This window comes from Mesorhizobium sp. ORS 3428 (assembly GCF_001854785.1).
Lineage (GTDB): Bacteria > Pseudomonadota > Alphaproteobacteria > Rhizobiales > Rhizobiaceae > Mesorhizobium.
Map to the genome: position 1 here is coordinate 50,183 of NZ_MDFL01000003.1, position 19,386 is coordinate 69,568.

Sequence of the window (19,386 nt, forward strand, 5' to 3'; positions counted from 1 at the left end):
CCATGAGCGGCGTTGCCGGAATTCTGCTGAGGCAGGACGGCAAGCCCGCCGCAGCAGACATCCAGCAGATGCTTTCGAGCATGCGCCACCGCACCCGCGACGGCAGCTCGTGGTGGACGGACCAAAGCGCAGCACTTGGCCATGCCTGGCTCGACACGACGGGCGAAGACGGCCCCGGCCCGCTGACGATGGCAGGCGGCAAGCTCGCCGTCACGGCGGATTGCCGGCTGGACAATCGCGACGAGCTTTTGGCCCAGCTCGGCATACGCGACCGGTCGGTYGCCGACGCGATGCTTCTGATGCGCGCCTATCTCAGATGGGGCGAGGCCTGCCCGACCTATCTGCAAGGCGATTTCGCCTTCGCGATCTGGGATGCCGGGCGCCGGGCGCTGTTTTGCGCGCGCGACCATTTCGGCATCAAGCCATTCTACTATCACTCGACCACCAGGCGCTTCGCCTTTGCCTCGGAGATCGGACCGCTCCTTGCTCTCGACGGCGTCGGCACGCGCATCAGCGAGCATCAGATTTCGGGCTTCCTTGCCGGATTGCCCGACGACCCGCAGTCGACCCCGTATCTCGAAATCTTCCGCTTGCCCGCCCGCCACACGCTCAYGGTGACGGACAGCCAGGTGACGCTTCGCCGCTACTGRCAGATCGAGCCTTCGCCACGGCCGCTTCGCCCGGATGCGGCCGAAGAATTCAGGCATCTCTTCTCCCAGTCGGTGCGGAACCGGATGCGCGGCACACCGGCCATAGGCGCGATGCTGAGCGGCGGCCTYGATTCATCCTCGATCGCCTGCGTTGCCGGCCTGCAGGCGGCTGCGGAGCACAGGCCGAAGCTCAGGACCTTCTCGCTGGTCTTCGAGAAGGGCTCKCCGATGGATGAGAAGCCGTTCATCGATGCGGTGCTGGAACGCCACCGGCTCGAAGCGACGCTGATCGCCGTCGGCAACTACGCGCCCTTCGCCGAGTTCGAGCGCATCCTGCAAGAGCAGGAAGGGACGTTCCTGGCGCCCGGCCTGTYGCTGACCCGCGGCATTTACCGGACTGCTGGCGCCAAGGGGGTGAAGGTGCTTCTCGACGGCCATGGCGGCGACGAGGTCGTTTCGCACGGGTATGGGCTCCTGCATGAGCTCGCCCATGCGGGCCGATGGCTGGCGCTGTGGCGCGAGCTCCGCGGTGCCTCGAACACCTACGGCGACGGCATGCTCGCAATGTATTTCCGGTTCCTGAGCATCTACGGACCGGCATGGAGGATCGCCAGATGGAGAAGCCGGATGATTCGGCTTCTGTCCCGATTGCGGCTGAGACCCACCCCAGAGATACGCGGACCCGCCTGGAGCGGCCTGGTCAATGCCGAGCTTGCCCGGCGAACCGACCTCGTCGAGCGCTTCCACCGGGCCGGCTACATGCCTTCCAACGTAAGCGCCAGCGAGGCGCTCACGCATCGCTGGGTGCTCTCGACAGGGCTGGTGCAGCACGCTTTCGAGGTGCTCGACAAGGCCGCCGCCAATTTCGGCGTCGAGGCACGCTATCCGTTCTGGGACAAGCGGCTGGTCGAGTTCTGCCTGGCGCTGCCCGGCGAGGAAAAGCTGCATAACGGCTTCGGCCGCCATGTGCTGCGCCGGGCGATGGATGGCGTGCTGCCGCCGGCGGTGCAGTGGYGGCGGGACAAGATCGATTTCACCGCCAACCTGGTCGAAGGCATGCTCCGCAACCATCGCGACCTGCTGGRCATGGTGCTGGTGTCGGACGGCGATCGCATCGCGCCCTACGTCAACCTGGGCGCAGTCAACGCGGCCTATGCGCGGCTGCTGCGGAAGCCGGACGAAGCCGTGCCGCTCGACGTGCAATATGTCTGGCGTTCGATCTCGCTGTCGCTCTGGCTGCGGCAGGTCCAGCCGACGGGGAGCCTGGCATGAGTGTATCAATCRCTCCCCTCGCCGGCAGACCGGAACCCGGTATGGGGCTCGCAGGCCTCAGCGGGCGCGTTCCCGGCTTCTACAGCGCCTATGGACTGACGATCAGCTCGGAGGTGGCGCTGCCGGAGCTGGAGCCGGCGGCGCCATCGGCGCCCGACATCGTGATCGCAGTCGGCCCGGTCGACTTTCCGAGGCCCGCGACAGAGGGAGGCACTGCCTTCCGTTTCGAGCCGGCGCGGCAGTACCTTTCCTGGCAAGCCGTCGGCACTTTCCTGATCAGCGACGCCTCCAGGATCGATGTCGATCCGGCGCCGGGCATCGATGATCCGCTGCTCGCCTTCCCGCTTCTGGGCCCGGTGCTGGCGCTGCTCCTGCATCAGCGCGGCCTGCTAATCCTGCATGCCAGCGCCGTCGCCCTGGGCGGCCGTAGCGTGATCTTCATGGGTGACAAGGGCRCCGGCAAGTCGACGAAGGCGGGCGCGATGATCCGCGCCGGCCACCTTCTGCTTGCCGACGATGTCGTGGCGCTGGACCTGTCCAATCCCGCCCGGCCGATGATCCTGCCCGGGTTTCCGCAGCTCAAGCTCGCAACGGATGCCGCCGACGCCATCAGGATCGGGCAAGCGGTGGTGCGCCCGCAGGTGCATCCGCAGATCGACAAGGCGCAGCACCGCCTGCATCACGGATTTTCAGATGAAGCAGTGCCCGTCGCGCGGATCTATGTGCTCGAGCGCGGCAGGCGAGCGGCGATTGCGCCGCTGCCGGGCGCCRCAACCTTGCCGGCCATCATCAAGTTCTCCTACGTCACACGGTTCGGCCTGCCGGCGCTGGTTGGCGATTTCGCGTCCATCCATTTGCGCCAGTGCGCGCAACTCGCCGGCGGGATCGGTGTCTGCCGCCTCGAAGTGCCGACCGGCCTGGAGCGGATCGATGAGGCCGTCGCCCTGATCGAGCGCGATCTGGCGGCCTGCGCGCAAGCAGGGTGAGCAGCGACATGGCCTGGTCCTCAAAACTTCGCCTGTCGCTTTTGCGAGACATCGCGGGCTTCGGCGGCATGATGGCGCATATCGGCGGGCGGCGCGCGGTGACGGCACTGGCTTTCCTGATCCTGGGAAGCCTGACCGAAGGCCTCTCGATCCTGCTGCTCATCCCCCTCCTGCATCTGATCGGCAATGCCGACCAGGATTTTGCCGTGCGGGTGCCGAGCGCGTTGCGCTGGCTTGTCCCCGGCGGCAGCCTGTCGCTAGCGACGGTGCTCTGCCTGTTGGTGGTTCTGGTGGCGCTGCAGGCGATGTTCAACCGCTTCAAATCCGTCTACATGGCGCGGCTGCTCTACGACTTCGTCAACCGCGTGCGCATGAACCTGTTCGAGAGCATCGGCAAGGCGCGCTGGGGTGTCTTCACCCGCATGCGCGGCTCCGATCTCGATCATGCGCTGACCGGCGACATCGACAGGGTGCAGGCGGCCGCCTTCTCGCTGCTGATGCTCGCCCAGACGGTGCTGCTGCTGGCGGGCTATCTCGWGGTCTCGCTGTTCATCTCGCCGGTGATGACGTCCTTCGCCATCCTCATCGGCGTGCTGTTGTTCATCGCGCTGCAGCCATTCCGTGCGCGCGCAACAGCCTACGGCCGCGTTCTTACCACGAGCCGCCAGGACCAATACCGCACGGTCTCCGAGTTCCTGGGCGGCATCAAGGTCGCCAAGAGCCTGAATGTCGAGGCGAGCTATTTCGCGCAGCTTCGCGCTACACTGGAGAAGATGAAGGCTGACAACATCGCCTATGTCCGCAACAGCACGATCGGCACCGCGCTGTTCCAAGTGGCGAGTGTGGTCGGGCTCAGCCTCTTCATCTATATCGCGCTGGTGCGCTTTCATCTGTCGCTCGCCGAGATCGTCGTGCTGCTTCTGGTCTTCATGCGGGTGGCGCCGCGCTTCATGGACATGCAGACGCAGGCGCAGCAGGTGCTGATCAATCTGCCGGCCTATACGGCCATGCAGGCCCTGCAGGCGCGCTTCGACGCCGAGCGCGAGACGGAGCTCAGCGATGGCGCGCAGGGCGCCAGGCTGTCGCTCGATACCGGCCTCAACCTCGGCGACGTCTCGTTCGCCTATGGCGATGGAAGGCCAGTGGTCAGCGGCATCACGTTCGTCCTTCCCGCCGGCAAGGTGACGGCGCTGATCGGCCCGTCGGGCTCGGGCAAGAGCACGATCGCCGACATGCTGCTGGGACTGCTCGAGCCAACCGAGGGCAGGATCCTGACAGACGGCGTCGAGATCACCGCCGCGAATCGCCGGGCCTGGCGCGATCAAGTGGCCTATGTGCCGCAGGACGTGTTCCTGCTGCACGACACGATCGCCGCCAATCTGCGCCTTGCCGCGCCGCAGGCCCGCGACGAGGAGCTTTGGGCGGCGCTGCGGAAGGCGCACGCGGCCGATTTCGTCGAGCGGCTGGAGCTGGGTCTGTGCACTGTGGTGGGCGACCGCGGCGTCCGACTCTCGGGCGGCGAACGCCAGCGCATCGCGCTGGCGCGGGCGCTCTTGCGCAAGCCCTCGCTGCTCATTCTCGATGAGGCGACGAGCGCGCTCGACTGGCAGAATCAATCACTGATCGCCCAATCGATCGACGGGCTGCGCGGCCAGATGACGATCCTCACCATTGCACACCGGCCGTCGATGATCGCCTTCGCCGACTGGGTCGTGGCCATCGAGAACGGCCGCATCGTCGAGGTCGGGCAATATCAGCGGCTGACAGCGAAATCCGGCAGCCGGCTGGCCAGGATGCTCGCGGGCGAACGGGCCGAACGGGAATCCGCAGCGCCGGCCGACAATGCGCCGGACCCGGCGCCRGCTGAACGGTCAGTTGAGGCTGCCGCGCCGGGCGGTTAGGTTTTCGCCTTCGGCCACCTYGATGCTGCGGCCCCGGATCTTGCCGGCGGGCGTCGGYGTGCTCCTGGCGATCATGGCTGAGACCAGAAGGAAATAGCCCAGCTGAATGACAACGGCGCAGATGACGGCCCGCATGACAATGGTGCCAGGCGATGCRCCATCGGCAAAAGACCAGCCGATCACGATCGCGAGGGCGAACATCATCCCAAWGATGAATTTTGGCAAAGACATGCTCGCCGGCCCGTCAACCGACACAGGCATGCAAAAGCTGTGACTTACCCACCCGCGCAACTCCYCGTTCCGCCAAGAGCTATTTCTGGCTGCCCAATCCGGCCGGTTTGCTTTCGGCCTTTCTGACAGACTATCACAGAAACAGTTTGCGACTCTATTAAGGCAAGACCTTTGCCGCGATGCCAAGCGCAGGTGATTTCGAATGGTTTTGCGTGATCGACTCTGCCATGCTGCGACGCACACTGCGGCATCGCCTCCTATCCATTTGAGCGAAATCTCGGATAGCGCTGCCTGCAATATCACTCAGTATTTTAAACGAACAACTTACCGCAGCGAGTGATTCTGATGTTCCGCAACCACTGATCTTCTGCAGCAAAGAATGCACTAACCAAAAACAGTCTGAAAGCGACACTACATTTCCTAAAATTTCTCACATCTTGTCATAAACATGCCACAATGGCCAAAATTTTGGCATGGCAGGCTTATTATTTGGTCAATTCATGACGCGAACATTTCACGATGATGGGAAATTGTGTGTTGCGCTGCAACATTTTTTTGGTATCGTGCCGTAAACCATTCGTTCAACGTATGGAGCTTCTGCATGAGGGACGTCGCCAAGTCGGCCAATGCGGGTTTTTCGCAGGCCGGCGTTGATTTTCCACCCCCCATCGGCGGCCTGCTCAAGYGCAGTTTCGATATCGCCGGCTCACTCGCCGGCCTTGTGCTGCTCAGTCCGCTCTTCCTGATGGTCGCGCTGCTGGTCAAGCTTTCCGATGGCGGCCCGATCTTCTACGGCCACAAGCGGATCGGTCGCGGCGGAAGGATTTTCGCCTGCCTCAAGTTCCGCACCATGGTTCAGGACGGCGAGAAGGTGCTTGCGGCGCATCTGGCTGCCAATCCGGAAGCCAACGCCGAATGGATCGCGACGCGCAAGCTGAAGAACGATCCGCGGGTGACGCGGGTCGGCCAGGTGYTGCGGAAGCTGAGCCTCGACGAGCTGCYGCAGATCATCAACATCCTGCAGGGCGACATGAGCCTGGTCGGACCGCGCCCGGTCGTGCGTGACGAGCTCGAAATCTACGGTAGTGCCGCCGTCTATTATCTGAAGTCGCGGCCCGGTCTCACCGGGCTGTGGCAGGTGAGCGGACGCAACGACGTGTCCTACGACACGCGCGTCGCCTTCGATCGCCACTATGTCGAGAACTGGTCGATGGTCGAGGACATTCGTATCATCATAAAGACCGTGCCTGCCGTGTGGATGTCGCGCGGCTGCTATTGACCGTCAGGCCYGCCCCGCCGAACTCGGGCAGGCATCCGGCAGTGATCTCATCGGGCGGATGGGGCCAAACGGATCGGGAAACGTTCATTGAAAAAACACCCCTTCGGACTCTTTTCCAAAGCGCCAAGCCGGTTCGCGGCCGTGGCGCTTGTCATGTCTCTTGCGGCTCCGGCCATGGCGATGGCCGATGACTATCGTCTCGGCCCGCAAGACAAGCTCAACATCCGGGTCGCCGAATGGCAGACGGTCGACGGCACGTTCCGCGACTGGTCGGCCATCAACGGCAACTATTCGATCGGCCCTGCCGGCACGCTCTCGGTGCCGTTCGTCGGCGAGATGCAGGCGGCCGGCAAGACAACGTCGGAGATCGCGACTGCGATCGGGCTCGCGTTGCAGCGCAAGCTGGCGCTGCCCGACAAGCCGGAAGCCTCGGTGGAAATGGCGCAGTTCCGGCCGTTCTACATTTCGGGCGAAGTCCAGAACCCGGGCCAGTTTCCTTACGTGCCCGACCTGACCGTGCTGAAGGCGGTCAGCATCGCCGGCGGCATCCGGCGCAACGCCGACTACGGTCCGCAGCTCGGCAAGGACCTGGTCACCGCCAAGGGTAATTTCGATATCTATGACGATCAGCGGGTGCGGCTGCTCGTCAAGCGTGCCCGCATCGACGCGGATCTCGCCGGCAAGACGAGCTTCGACGTTCCGAAAGAGGTCGAAGGCGATCCGAGAGTGCAGGCCATCGTTGCCGACGAAATGCAGATCCTTGCTGCCGACCAGAAGGCRCTGAAGCTGAAGCTCGATGCGCTCGAKGACCTGAAAGGCGTTCTTCAGGGCGAAATCGAATCGCTGCAGAAGAAGATCGAAAATCAGCAGCAGCAGGTCGACCTAGCGCAGCAGCAGCTCAGCAGCATCGGCCCGCTGGCGCAGAAGGGATTGGTCAACAACGCGCGACTGCTGGATTCGAAACAAACCGTCGCCGACCTGCAGGGCAAGATCCTGGATTATGAGACGGCCATCCTCACGGCCAAGCAGTCGATCAGCAAAGCGACGCAGGATGCCATCGATGCCCGCAACACGCTCAACTCCAACCTCGCTGCAAGCCGGCAGCAGGCTGAAGCCGACCTGAACGAAGCGACGCTGAGGGTGAGCATGCAGAAGGGCCTGATCGCGGAGGCCTCGGATCCCGCGATGGCGGCCGCCATCACAAGCAGCCAGGAACCGGGGCTCCTCTATTCGCTGGTGCGCGTCGCTGACGGCAAAACGAGGGAGATCGAAGCGAAGGAAGACAYGCCGGTGCTGCCGGGYGATGTCATCAAGGTGAAGCTGGCGCCGATGGTCGGCGGCCAGCCGACGGCCAGCCAGTAGGTCTCCACGCGCCCGGGCCTCGTTTCGACGGGGCCGGCGTGAAGGAGGCGGGAGGGACAAGCCAGGCTCGTTCGCGCCACGGTGCGGGCGGGCAATCTGTTTGGACCGCTTGAAGGCATAGAATGCAGCCCGCTACCCCGCGTCACGTCTACCTCAACCTCGACGCCATCCGYGGCGTGGCGGCGATCAGCGTGATGCTCTATCACTTCTCGCCGTTCCTTGCCGACGGCAAGGTGCTGCCGTCGAGCTATCTCGCGGTCGACCTCTTCTTCCTGCTCAGCGGCTTCGTCATCGCCCACGCCTATGACCGCAAGATCGAGAGCGGCATGGGTTTCGGCTCGTTCCTGGCCATCCGGCTGATACGCCTCTATCCGCTCTACCTCGCCGGCACGCTGCTCGGTTGCTTTTATCTGCTGATCAGGAACCGGCTGATGCCGGCCGAACACATGCCGGTGGCCGAGATCGGCACGCTGCTGACCACAGGCATGCTCTTCGTCCCGCTGGTCGGCGACGCCTACCATACGATCTTCCCGCTCAACCCCGCTTCGTGGTCGCTGTTCTTCGAGCTTGTCGTCAACATCGCCTATGTTGCCGCCTTCTTCCTGCTGTCGAGGCGCGTGCTGACGGCGGCGATCGCTGTCAGCCTCGTCCTTCTGGTTGTCGCCTCGGTGGCGGCCGGTACACTCGACTTCGGCATGACCGGCAAGACCATCGTCAGYGGGCTGYCGCGCGTGTCGTYTTCGTTTTTCCTGGGCGTGCTACTGTGCCGGTCGATGACCACCTACCAGGGCAGCCTCGGCTTTCTGGCGCGCGGCTGGTGGGTCGAGGCCGCGATCCTGCTCACGCTGGTGGTCTTCGCCATCGCGCCTGCGAATAATGCCGGGCGCGTCGCCTATGACCTCGCCTCCATCGCCATCGTCTTCCCGATCATGGTGGTGACCGGTGCCCTGGCGCCGACCGCTCCGCGGCTGGCAGGCTTCTATGGCTGGCTGGGGCGGATTTCCTACCCGATCTATATCATCCACACACCGATGCTGATGATCATCGCCGGCGCCGGCAAGGCGGTGTCGATCGATCCATTCGCGCACCATCCCTGGTTCGGCATCGCTATGGCCGTTGCGGTCATCGTCATCGCCGATATCGCCACCCGCATCTATGACGAGCCGGTACGCCGCTTCCTGCTGCGGCAGATGCAGCGCTCGCGGGCCGTAGCCTGACGAGGCATGTCGCCCAAAGGGGGCGCCTCAGCCCGTTCGTCGCGACGACCTTTGCCGCCGGCGGAACCGCCCGGTGCTTCTGCYGGAATTGCTGCGGTGGATCAGACCGGGGCCGGCATGCGGCCCTTCTCAGGCTTGTCGTCCTCGACCGGAACGGTAACCCGGCGCCGCCGGGCAACCGGCAGCGGCTTCAAGGTGAACAGGCCGTAGTAGACGATGAAGGAGGCCATGAAATAGGGGCCGAGGATCTCCACCTCGAAGAAGGAGCGGATCAGCATCAGCCCGACGACGCCGGCAAGCACCACCGAATCGGCATTCCAGTTGCCGAACACCACCTTCGATACATGGCCGTAGAAAGCGCGCAGGATGACGAGCGCCAGCATGGTGACGCCGACGAAGCCGATCTCGACCAGGGCCTCGATATAGGTGTTGTGGAAATGGAAGCCGGTGCGGGTCGTGATGTAGAACTCCGCCCACAGCCGTTCCGGATCAGCGAAGCCCTRCACCCAGTAGGCGGCATAGCCGTAGCCGAGCAGCGGGTGCTGCTGCGCCGCCTCCCAGCCCTGCTCCCAGARATAGGTGCGGCCGGTCAGCGTCGAATCCTTGCCGAAAAGGCCGAGCACGAAGTCCAGCAGGCCGAGGTTCAGCGCCGCGACCACGCCGGCGACCAGAGCGCCGGCGCCGACAACAAACAGCACGCTGCGGTAGCGGCGGGACAGGACCTTGCTCATGGTGAGCAGCGCCACGATGCCGAGCACCGCCGGCAGCGACGCGACGGATGTCGCCGAATGGGCGATCGCCAGCATGTATCCGGACAAAAGGATGATCGGCGCGGTCCAGAAGAAGCTCAGCCAGTTGCGCCGGTAAAACACCAGGAAGATGAGGGAGAAAAAGATGCCGAGCGAAGAGAAGAAGCCGACCTGGTTCTTGGAGGCGAAGGCGCCGACGAAATTGAAGGTGCCGTCGATCGTGWCGAGCGCGTAAGCGTTGACTTTCAGAGAATAGAGCAGAACGAAGAAGATGCCGATCAGCGAGCCCAGCACCAGCGTCCGGACGCTGATGGTGCGCGCCGCGACATAGGCGCAGACGATGTGCGAGGAATATTGCACAGCCGCCCGCGCGCTGATGCCGGCGGCTTGCGACCAGAACACCGAAAAGCAGACATAGGCGGCGAAGAGCAGCGGCAACCAGGCGCTGGAGAGGTTGCGGGTGAAGCGCCGGTAGTCGACAAAGAGCAGCGGCAGCCAAACTGCATAATAGGCAAGAATCAGGATCTGGCCGAAATTGGTCGAATAGGCAAAGGCAAAGACCGAAACCGCCACCGCAAAGGCGCCGTAGGCCTTGTTTCCCTCCGGACCGAGCAGAATGGATTTCGGAATCTTCATGCCGGATTTTTGTCCGATGAGCCCTTGGAGCGGTTCAGTGTGCGGTAGGCTCGCAGAACCGCTCCAACCAGTTGTCTTTGCGCAATTCCGGACGGAAGCTATTGCGCGCTTCCTGGAATTGCTCTCGGCGCCGGCGCAAGCCCTTGTTCGGCCAGGCCGGAACTCGTTGTGCACTGCAGCATAATCTATCGCCCTATCGCCAATGGCTCAACCGGAAATGTTGTCACCGGGAAAAGGGGCGGCCATCGGAAGAATTGTTGCATGGCGAAAAGGCCGGAATGGGGCGGCGGCGCAGGGCTCACGCGGCCGGCCGACTGCCTGGATGGCGGCTTGGGTGTTGAACATCGGCAACCTCAACGGCTTGACGGAAGTGCCAGGCTAAGGAAGATCGCCGGGCGCTGGCGTAGGCGGCCCGAGAGGCGGTTCGACAATGCCGCCAGACGGCTAAAGCGAGGTTGGATAGGCTTGCTGCGTACTCTGATTGTCTGCCACGACCCGCCCTTTCCGCCGACCTCCGGCGCTGACCTCAGGAATTTCGGCAATGCCACGGCAGCCGCCGCGTTCGGGCCGGTATGCCTGGCCTCGCTCATGCCTGGCGCCGACGAAGCCCGACCTGACGGCCTCGACATACACCTGGTCCAGCTAAGCGGCGAGTCCGACAAGCACGCGCCGTCGCTCGGCTGGTGGCGGTCCAGAGGTGAGCACCGGATCCCGCGCCCCACTTTGGTGCGCCTCAAGGCGCTCGTGCAGGACTTTCGCCCGGATACGATCGTCGTCGAAGGTGTTGCGCTGTTCAAGCTTCTCTCGCCTTTGCGGCGGATGGCCCCGCAACTCATTCTCGACATGCACAATGTCGAATCGGACCTCGCCGCCCAGTTGCCGCGCAGTAAGCGCTGGCGACCGTTTTCTGCCGGCGTCAGGCCGCTCGAGAGAAAGGCGGCTGCCATCGTCGACAGGATCTGGGTCTGCTCGAAGCTGGACCGCGAGCGGCTGAAAGCGTTTGTCCGGCCAGCGACACCGGTCGACGTCGTGCCGAACGGCATCCCGCGCGCTGCCCGGTTGCCGAAGTCGCTGCCCCAGCTGCCGGCCGCGGCCGACGACTTTCCGCTCATCCTTTATGTTGGCCATCTGGGCTACGCGCCAAACCTCGACGCCGCCGAGYGATTGGCCCGCACCATCTTCCCGCGCGTCCGCGAGAGACTGCCCGCAGCGAAACTCGTTGTTGCCGGCCGCTCGCCCGGGCTGGCCGCTTACGCCCTGGCAGAACTGGAGGGGGTCAGCCTGATCAAGGACCCGGATGATGTCGGACCGCTGTTGTCGGCTGCACATCTCACCATCATCCCGCTTGCGATGGGCGGCGGCACGCGGATCAAGATCCTCGAGGCGATGGCCTGGGGGGTTCCCGTCATTGCCACGCCGCTTGCCGCAGAAGGACTTGATCTTGTCGAAAATGACGACTTTCTGCGCTCCGACAGCGATGATGGTTTGGCCGAACTGGCGGTCAGGCTCTGTTCCGACCGGGCGCGCATGGACCACCTGCGCGCCCGCGCCTATGACACAGCCTGGTCCCGCTTCGGGCCAGAGGCGATCCGCGACGCCGTGAGCCATGGGCTGGGGCTGGACGGCGCCGACCCGTTGACGCCAACTATGGCCGACCCCAAGCCGTGAGCCGCGGATGATTCCGAAGATACTGCACCAGACCTGGAAGACCGATAGCATCCCGGCCCGTTTCAAAGGCTATATGGAGAGCTGGAGGCGGCACCATCCGGACTGGACGATGATGTTCTGGAATGACCGAACGCTGCTCGAGTTCGTCGCCAGGCACTATCCGGACTTCCTGCCGGTTTTCTGCAGCTACGACCAGGGCGTGCTGCGTGCCGACGCCGGGCGTTACCTGCTGCTCCACCATTTCGGCGGCGTCTATGCCGATATCGATTGCGAATGCGTGRYGCCCTYCGATCCTATCCTCGACGAGAGCCGTGTCGTGTTCTGCAAGGAGCCGGAAACGCATGCGCGCGTGCAGGCGGACTTTCGCGGGCTACCCTACCTTTTGTTCAACGGGACAATGGCCAGCCCGCCCGGACATCCGTTCTGGCTGCATCTGATATCGTTCCTGCCGGGGCTGGTCCGCGCCAAACAAGCGATCGACGCGACGGGGCCCTGCGTGCTCACCTCCGCGCAACTCGGCTACCGGGACCAATCGGCCTTCGCGATCCATCCGGCTGAATTGTTCTCGCCCGTCGACTCAGCCGGCCAGCAGGGCGGCAGCGGCGGCACGACCTTGTCGATCCATCACTGGGCCGGCACCTGGTGGACGCCCGAGAAATCACCGCGCTTGCGGCACAAGCTGCGCAAGCTGTTCTACCAGGCCCGGCACCGCATGACGCGTGGGACGGTTCTTGACGAGGAAAGCGCCCGGCAAAGCGTCCGCCAAGCGGCCGTCGCGGCGCCGCCGCCGTCAGGGGGCAACCTCGCCATCCTCGTGCCGCTGCGCGATGCGGCACAGCATATCGAGCCGTTTTTCGTCGCCCTGCGGCAGCTCGACTATCCAAAGGACAAGATCAAGCTGGTCTTTTGYGAGGGCGACAGCACCGACGGCAGTTGGGAACGGYTGCATGCCGCAGCCGCGGAACTCGACAAGGAGTATCGAGGGATTGAGCTGCTGCAGAGGCCGCTCGGCACGCGCCTTGATCGGGACGGACGGGCAAATCGCCACCTGCAGCGGGCCAGACGCAGCGGGATCGCCAAGGTGCGCAACCATCTGATCGATCAGGGGCTGGCCGAAGATGACGACTGGGCGCTATGGATCGATATCGATGTCTGGCGCTATCCCAGCGATATAGCCGCTCGCCTGATCGCAACCGGGCACCRCATCGTGGTGCCGCATTGCGTGAAGGTCCCGGGCGGCGACAGCTTCGACCTCAACAGTTTCGTGACCGTGGGGCACAAGAAGGACCACAGCTACTACCGCCATGTTCGCGATGGCCTCCATCAACCTCCCCGGGATACACCGGAGAGGCTGCACCTGAGTGACGTGCGCCACCTAAAAAGCGTCGGTCTGGACGGCGTCGGCGGCACAATGCTTCTGGTCGACGCCGCCTTGCATCGCGGCGGCCTGCGCTTTCCCGAAATCCCTTATCGCGAGCTGATCGAGACCGAGGGTTTCGGCGCGATGGCCAACGATCTCGGCATCAGGCCGATCGGATTGCCCAGGCTGGAAATCGTCCACGTCCCGTGGTGAGCATACGCGGTCAGCGGCGAAGGAGAAGCGGCAAGTTCCGATGCGGCGTGCTGAAGCCCGCCGCATCAATACAGCGGTCGCCGCTTCCGTCCTTGGCGGACTCCGGCCGCGTCGGGATCAGTCATGCAGTTCCCTGGAAATCGGCGGACCGACGGTAAAGCCGGAGAAGGTCACCTCGAAGCCCTCGCGCTGCGGCGAGCAGCACATTACCCCGACATCGACGACCTTCGAGGTCGGGAAATAGGCCAGCCGTACCGGCTTCCAATGGCCGTCAGCGGTATCGAGGTACTGGACCCGGATCGCCTCGGCGTGGCGGGTMAGGCGGATGCGGACGCCGTTCGGGTCGGCAGGAATGCTGACCAGCGACCAGTCGGAGGTGTCGTTGGTGACAACGACCGAGAAATAGGCAAGCCCGTCCGTGTATTCGATACCGGCCTTGATCCAATGCGTCTCGCTCAGGCGCAGCATCAGACCGGCCTGGTCGTAAAGCACCCTGTAGTCGCCTTTGACCGTAACCTCGGCGCTGAAGTCGCCCGCGACCGGGCGATGGAGGAAATGGCCATTGTCGCGCCAGAAACCGTAAAAGGTCTCACGCCAGAAATCGGTCTCCTTGCCGGTGCGAGCATGGAGCGTCCCGTCGCCGAACTCATGGTGCGGCGGCGGGTTGAGCCAGGTCATTCCGGCAAAGCTGGACGTCATGCTGCCACCCGTTAGCCGGCGAATGTATAAGCCGTCTTCACCGTGGTGTAGAACTCCATGGCGTAGCGACCCTGCTCGCGCGGACCATAGCTTGAGCCCTTGCGGCCGCCGAACGGCACGTGGAAGTCGACGCCCGCCGTCGGCAGGTTGACCATCACCATRCCGGCTTCGGAATTGCGCTTGAAATGGGTGGCGTGCTTCAGGCTCGTCGTGCAGATGCCGGAGGTCAGGCCGAACGGCGTGTCGTTGGCGACGGACAGCGCCTCGTCATAATCCTTCACGCGGATGACGTTGGCGACCGGGCCGAAGATTTCCTCGCGCGAGATGYGCATGGCGTTGGTGGCGCCGAGGAACAGCGCGGGCCTGAGATAAAAGCCGGGCGTCTCGCGCTCCAGCCGCTCGCCGCCGAAGGCYAGCTCGGCACCCTCCTGGCGRCCGATGGCGATATAGTCCTCGTCCTGCTTCAACTGGGTCTGGTCGACAACCGGGCCGATCTGCGTCTTGGCATCGAGCGCGTCGCCGATGACGAGCTTGTCCAGGCGCTCCTTCACCGCATCGACGAAGCGGTCGTGGATGCCATCGGTGACGATCAGGCGCGAGGACGCGGTGCAGCGCTGGCCGGTCGAGAAATAGGCGCCGTTGATCGCGCAGTCGACAGCAACGGCCAGATCGGCGTYGTCGAGAACCACGAGCGGATTCTTGCCGCCCATCTCGAGCTGGAATTTGCGCATATGCTCGACGCTTGCCGCGGCGACGCGCTTTCCCGTACCGACCGAGCCGGTGAAGGAGATGGCGTTGATGTCGGGGCTGTCGAGCATGGCCTGGCCGACGACCGAGCCCTTGCCCATGACGAGATTGAGAACGCCCTTGGGCAGGCCGGCGCGATGCAGGATGTCGACGATGGTCCAGGCGCTTTCAGGGACCAGTTCCGCCGGCTTGAAGACGATGGTGTTGCCGTAGGCGAGCGCCGGGGCGATCTTCCAGGCGGGAATGGCGATCGGGAAGTTCCATGGCGTGATGATGCCGACGACACCGACCGCCTCACGGGTCATCTCGACGCCCACGCCAGGCCTGACGCTCGGCACCATCTCGCCCGACAGGCGCAGTGTCTCGCCGGCGAAGAAATCGAAGATCTGCGCTGCACGGATGGTTTCGCCGACGCCTTCGGCCAGCGTCTTGCCTTCCTCGCGCGCCAGCGCGCGGCCGATCTCGTCCTTGCGCGCCATGATCTCGTCCGAGGCCTTCTTCAGCACCGCATGGCGGGCCAGCGGCCCGGAGCGCGACCAGGCCGGAAAGGCTGCCTTGGCGGCCGCGATGGCCTGCTTGGCCTCCTCYGGTCCAGCCGAAGCGTATTCGCCGACCACGTCGTTGGTGTTCGACGGGTTGATGTTGYGCGAGCCGGCCTCGCCCAGCCACTCGCCGTCGATCAGGTTCTTGCGGAGCACGGTCATCTTATTTCCTTCGAGATTGGCTGAAGCGGTTATTTGTCAGACAATTGATATAGCATCGTCTGCCAAAAGGTCTACTTGAGACCTTTCGATAAAGCTAGGCGCGCGGCACTGGAAGTCCATCGACCGGCCCGCGACCAGCTGTCACGACCGAGAATTTGACGACCGTGGCTCAGACGGAAAACGACCAGAACAGGCAGGCCAGCGCCGCCGCGGCGAAGATGACGAAGAACAGGCTTCTGAGCAGGATGTTGYGACGCAGCTCGTTCATGGTGAGATGGGCGGCGACGATTGCTGCCACGAAGAGAAAGCGCCAGTTGACGAGCGTCCAGAGCACCTCATGCTGGCCGAAGGCCCAGCGGGCGAGAAGCGAGYCGACGATGGTGGCGAACAGCGCGATCGTCGCCCAGAAGATCGCGTCGGCGGCATGGGTGAGCACGACGCCGGCGGCGCGGATCGGCAGGATCATCATCAACAGCGCGCCGAAGAAATAAATGGCCGCGATGGCGAGGAAGGACCCCGYGTCGGCAATACCGTCGAGGCGTTTCATGCCGAAGGCGCCGTAAGGGTAGCCATGCCTGGCGACAGCCAGCGATAGCGCCATCAGCAGGGCGCTCAACACCGTGACCAATGCGAATGTGCCGAGGGCCCTGCTCATGCCGTTTCCCGTCGAAGCGAATCAATGAGGGACGATTTTAACTTAGGGCTCCGGGCCTAGCACCGATGGACTGACGCAGTTCGGCGATAGATAGAACGCTGAACTGCTTTCTGTTCTTCACGCAATTCCGGACGGGGAACCGCCGCACACTTTTCCTGGAGTGCTACCCGATCCGGTTGCCGCTTTCCGGCTCAAACAGATGCAGCGACGCCGGATCGGCTGACAGCCGGACGGTATCGCCCGGCCTGACATTGCTGCGGCCCATGACGAAGACGCAGACCTGCTGTTTCGCCAGCCTGACATAGAACTGCGTCGAGAGCCCCAGCGGCTCGACGACTTCGACCTCCGCCTCGAGCGCGCCGTCGTCTGCCAGCCGGATGTGTTCCGGCCGCAGGCCGACGGTGAGCGCGTCGCCGTCCTTGAGCGGCAGGCCGTCCGGCAGCCTCAGCTTCTGGCCGTCGGCGAGCACGGCGTCCATCTTGCCGCCCCCGGCGACCTTCGCCGGCAGGAAATTCATGYCCGGCGAGCCGATGAACCCGGCGACAAATGTGTTGGCCGGCCGGTCGTAAAGCTCCAGCGGATGGCCGACCTGCTGCACATGGCCGTCATGCATGACGACGATGYGGTCAGCCATGGTCATGGCCTCGACCTGGTCGTGCGTGACATAGACCGACGTGGTCTTGAGCTGCTGGTGCAGCGCCTTGATCTCGGCGYGCATGTGGACGCGCAGCTTTGCGTCCAGATTGCTGAGCGGCTCGTCGAACAGGAACACCTTCGGATCGCGCACAATGGCGCGGCCCATGGCGACGCGCTGGCGCTGGCCGCCGGAAAGCTGGCGCGGCAGGCGACCGAGGAAACTGTCCAGCCCGAGCCGCTTGGCGGCGGCGCCGACCCGCGAGTCGATCGCCGTCTTCTCGGCCTTCCTCAGCATCAGGCTGAAGCCCATGTTGGAGGAGACGTCCATATGCGGGTAGAGCGCGTAGGACTGGAACACCATGGCGATGTCGCGATCCTTGGGCGCGACATCGTTGACCAGGCGCTCGCCGATGCGGATCTCGCCGCCGGTGACCTCCTCCAGGCCGGCGATCATGCGCAGGAGCGTGGACTTGCCGCAGCCGGACGGCCCGACCAGGACGACGAACTCGCCGTCGGCGATCTCGAGATCGACGCCGTGCAGGATGCGCAGCGCGCCGTAGTCCTTCTCGACATGTTGCAGCGTGACGGAAGCCATCTTTTATCCTTTGACCGCGCCGGCGGTGAKGCCGGTGACGAGATAGCGTTGCAGGAAGGCGAAGAAGACGCAGACCGGGATCAGCGCCAGGATGGAGGCCGCCATCATCTGCCCCCAGTCGACGGCGAACTTGCCGATGAAGGTGAGCAGGCCGACGGCGAAGGTCTTCTGCGCGTCGCTGGAGATCAGCATCAGCGCGAACAGCAATTCGCTCCACGCGGCGGTGAAGACGAAGCCCAGCGTCGCGCCCATGCCGGGCAGAGTGAGCGGCACGATGACCCTGCGCATGGCCTGAGCGCGCGTGCAGCCGTCGATCATCGCCGCCTCCTCAAGGTCCTTCGGAATGCCGTCGAAGAAGGACTGCATGAGGAAGGTGGCAAAGGCGGTGTTGAAGGCGGTGTAGATGATGATCAGGCCGATCAGGCTGTTGGTGAGGCCAAGCTGGCCCATGATGCGGTAGATCGGCGGGATGACCATGACCAGCGGGAAGGTCTGGGTGAGCAGGAGCAGGATGGCCAGCGTTGCCTTTCCGCGGAAGGTGAAGCGCGACATCGCATAGCCGGCAAGCGTGGCGATCACGGTCACGAGCGCTGCCGTCGACACCGAGACGATGACGCTGTTCAGGAAATAGCGTGGGAAGTCGGAAGCCTCCAGCACGGTGGCGAAGTTCTTGAGCGTCATCTCCGAAGGCCAGAAGGTGATGCCTTCTGAATAGAGAAGCCGCTCCGGCGTCACCGAGATCTTCAGCGTCCAGAAGATCGGGAACAGCGCGAAGACGACGTAGGCGGCTATTGCAGCGTAAAGGCCGAGGCCGCCCGCGATGCGCGAAGAGGTGGAGCGTCCGGCGATCATCAGACATGCCTCACAAGCGTGCGGCGGATGGCGATCAGGCCAACGGCGTRGGCAATGAGCAGGACCAGCAGCAGCACCGCGACCGCCGAGGCATAACCCTTGTCCAGCGACTTGAAGGCGCTGACATAGATGTAGACCGGGACCGTGCTGGTGGAGCCCGCCGGTCCACCCTCGGTCATGACGAAGATCAGGTCGGCGAAGGTGGCTATCCAAATGGTGCGCAACATGACGGTGATGACGATGGTGGGCGCCAGGAACGGCAGGGTCACCTTGGTGAAGCGCTGCCAGGGCGAAGYGCCGTCGATAGCCRCGGCCTCATGCAGCTCGGACGGGATCGACTTCAGCGCCGCCAGCAGCGTGATGGCGAAGAAGGGAATGCCGAACCAGATGTTGGCGACGATCGGCCCCCACATGGCGGTGGCCGGATCGGAAAGCACGTTGGTCGGCTCGGCCTTCAGCCCGAGCGCGAACAGCCAGTGCGGCAGCGGACCGATGATCGGGTTGAACAGCCAGGCCCAGGTCAGGCCCGAGAGAAAGGACGGCACCGCCCAGGGCAGGAACACCACCGCCTGCACGATCCTGCGCCCGTAGAACGGCTTGTCGAGCAGCAGCGCGAGACCCAAGCCCAGGAAGAACTGGAAGAACAGGCTGGCGACCGTCCACCACAGCGTGTTGATCAGCGCCTGGCTGAGCACGGTGTCGGAAAGCATCGCCTGGTACTGGGCGAGGCCGACATATTCCGACTTGAAGGCGGAGAATTTGCGGAAGGAATAGCTGATGCCGATAATCAGCGGCACCAGAAGCACCAGGACCAGCAGGACGATAGCCGGCGAAAGATAGAGCCACGGCTCGATCGCGGCCTTGCTCAGCCGCTTCCTTTTCGGCCGGGCAACGGATCGGATTTCGGACACTGCGTAGGTCATACGGTGCTCGCGATGAAAGGTGGATGCCGGCGCGGCAACAGGTTCCTTCTC

General features: G+C 64.0%; 16 protein-coding genes. 8 read left to right on the forward strand and 8 right to left on the reverse strand.

From position 1 onward, the window contains the following. Positions 1-2 precede the first annotated feature (2 nt). Genes ORS3428_RS02680 through ORS3428_RS02690 form a run of 3 tightly spaced genes read left to right on the forward strand, consistent with a single transcriptional unit; the run spans position 3 to position 4,809 of the window. The gene (locus ORS3428_RS02680) at positions 3-1,922 is read left to right on the forward strand and encodes a lasso peptide isopeptide bond-forming cyclase (protein ID WP_071094272.1); all 1,920 of its coding nucleotides are present in this window, start codon (positions 3-5) and stop codon (positions 1,920-1,922) included. Continuing rightward, positions 1,919-2,908, forward strand: a complete 990-nt coding sequence (locus ORS3428_RS02685) for a serine kinase (protein WP_338011906.1) — start codon at positions 1,919-1,921, stop codon at positions 2,906-2,908. Before ORS3428_RS02680 ends, ORS3428_RS02685 begins: the two co-directional genes overlap by 4 nt. 8 nt (positions 2,909-2,916) lie before the next feature. Next, positions 2,917-4,809, forward strand: a complete 1,893-nt coding sequence (locus ORS3428_RS02690; protein WP_071094275.1) for an ABC transporter ATP-binding protein — start codon at positions 2,917-2,919, stop codon at positions 4,807-4,809. Here ORS3428_RS02690 and ORS3428_RS02695 read toward each other — a convergent pair. Next, complete coding sequence (locus ORS3428_RS02695; RefSeq protein WP_071094276.1) at positions 4,780-5,040, reverse strand: exopolysaccharide production repressor protein; 261 nt, start codon at positions 5,038-5,040, stop codon at positions 4,780-4,782. The two genes, ORS3428_RS02690 and ORS3428_RS02695, sit on opposite strands and share 30 nt — an antisense overlap. Positions 5,041-5,641: 601 nt before the next feature. Between ORS3428_RS02695 and ORS3428_RS02700 the strand changes: the two genes are divergently transcribed. The 3 genes from ORS3428_RS02700 (at position 5,642) to ORS3428_RS02710 (ending at position 8,898) form a co-directional block, all read left to right on the forward strand. Beyond that, positions 5,642-6,319 carry a sugar transferase gene (locus ORS3428_RS02700; protein WP_071094278.1) on the forward strand — a complete coding sequence of 226 codons (678 nt, stop codon included), beginning with the start codon at positions 5,642-5,644 and terminating at the stop codon, positions 6,317-6,319. Between the two features lie 153 nt (positions 6,320-6,472). Next, on the forward strand, positions 6,473-7,681 hold the full coding sequence (locus ORS3428_RS02705; protein WP_083354968.1) for a polysaccharide biosynthesis/export family protein: 1,209 nt from the start codon (positions 6,473-6,475) through the stop codon (positions 7,679-7,681). 122 nt (positions 7,682-7,803) lie between these two features. Beyond that, on the forward strand, positions 7,804-8,898 hold the full coding sequence (locus ORS3428_RS02710; RefSeq protein ID WP_071094282.1) for an acyltransferase family protein: 1,095 nt from the start codon (positions 7,804-7,806) through the stop codon (positions 8,896-8,898). 101 nt (positions 8,899-8,999) lie between these two features. On the opposite strand, the gene ORS3428_RS02715 is transcribed toward ORS3428_RS02710, so the two are convergent. Then, positions 9,000-10,283, reverse strand: a complete 1,284-nt coding sequence (locus ORS3428_RS02715; protein ID WP_071094284.1) for an O-antigen ligase family protein — start codon at positions 10,281-10,283, stop codon at positions 9,000-9,002. A gap of 588 nt (positions 10,284-10,871) precedes the next feature. On the opposite strand from ORS3428_RS02715, the gene ORS3428_RS02720 reads away from it, so the two are divergent. Both ORS3428_RS02720 and ORS3428_RS02725 read left to right on the forward strand, forming a co-directional pair. Then, positions 10,872-11,951, forward strand: coding sequence for a glycosyltransferase family 4 protein (locus ORS3428_RS02720; RefSeq protein WP_244507833.1), 1,080 nt, complete (start codon positions 10,872-10,874; stop codon positions 11,949-11,951). Between the two features lie 7 nt (positions 11,952-11,958). After that, on the forward strand, positions 11,959-13,524 hold the full coding sequence (locus tag ORS3428_RS02725; RefSeq protein WP_071094285.1) for a glycosyltransferase: 1,566 nt from the start codon (positions 11,959-11,961) through the stop codon (positions 13,522-13,524). A 117-nt stretch (positions 13,525-13,641) separates the two neighbouring features. On the opposite strand, the gene ORS3428_RS02730 is transcribed toward ORS3428_RS02725, so the two are convergent. From ORS3428_RS02730 to ORS3428_RS02755, 6 genes are all read right to left on the reverse strand, one after another. Further along, complete coding sequence (locus ORS3428_RS02730; RefSeq protein WP_071094287.1) at positions 13,642-14,223, reverse strand: DUF1349 domain-containing protein; 582 nt, start codon at positions 14,221-14,223, stop codon at positions 13,642-13,644. Between the two features lie 11 nt (positions 14,224-14,234). Next, the gene (locus tag ORS3428_RS02735) at positions 14,235-15,674 is read right to left on the reverse strand and encodes an aldehyde dehydrogenase family protein (RefSeq protein ID WP_071094289.1); all 1,440 of its coding nucleotides are present in this window, start codon (positions 15,672-15,674) and stop codon (positions 14,235-14,237) included. A 169-nt stretch (positions 15,675-15,843) separates the two neighbouring features. Next, positions 15,844-16,329 (reverse strand): hypothetical protein, encoded by a 486-nt coding sequence (locus tag ORS3428_RS02740; RefSeq protein WP_071094291.1) that lies wholly within the window; start codon positions 16,327-16,329, stop codon positions 15,844-15,846. A gap of 163 nt (positions 16,330-16,492) precedes the next feature. Continuing rightward, the gene (locus ORS3428_RS02745; RefSeq protein WP_071094293.1) at positions 16,493-17,560 is read right to left on the reverse strand and encodes an ABC transporter ATP-binding protein; all 1,068 of its coding nucleotides are present in this window, start codon (positions 17,558-17,560) and stop codon (positions 16,493-16,495) included. A 3-nt stretch (positions 17,561-17,563) separates the two neighbouring features. Further along, positions 17,564-18,412, reverse strand: coding sequence for a carbohydrate ABC transporter permease (locus ORS3428_RS02750; protein WP_071094295.1), 849 nt, complete (start codon positions 18,410-18,412; stop codon positions 17,564-17,566). Further along, entirely contained in the window at positions 18,412-19,335 is a 924-nt protein-coding gene (locus ORS3428_RS02755) for a carbohydrate ABC transporter permease (protein WP_071094298.1), read from the reverse strand. Before ORS3428_RS02755 ends, ORS3428_RS02750 begins: the two co-directional genes overlap by 1 nt. Positions 19,336-19,386: the final 51 nt, after the last annotated feature.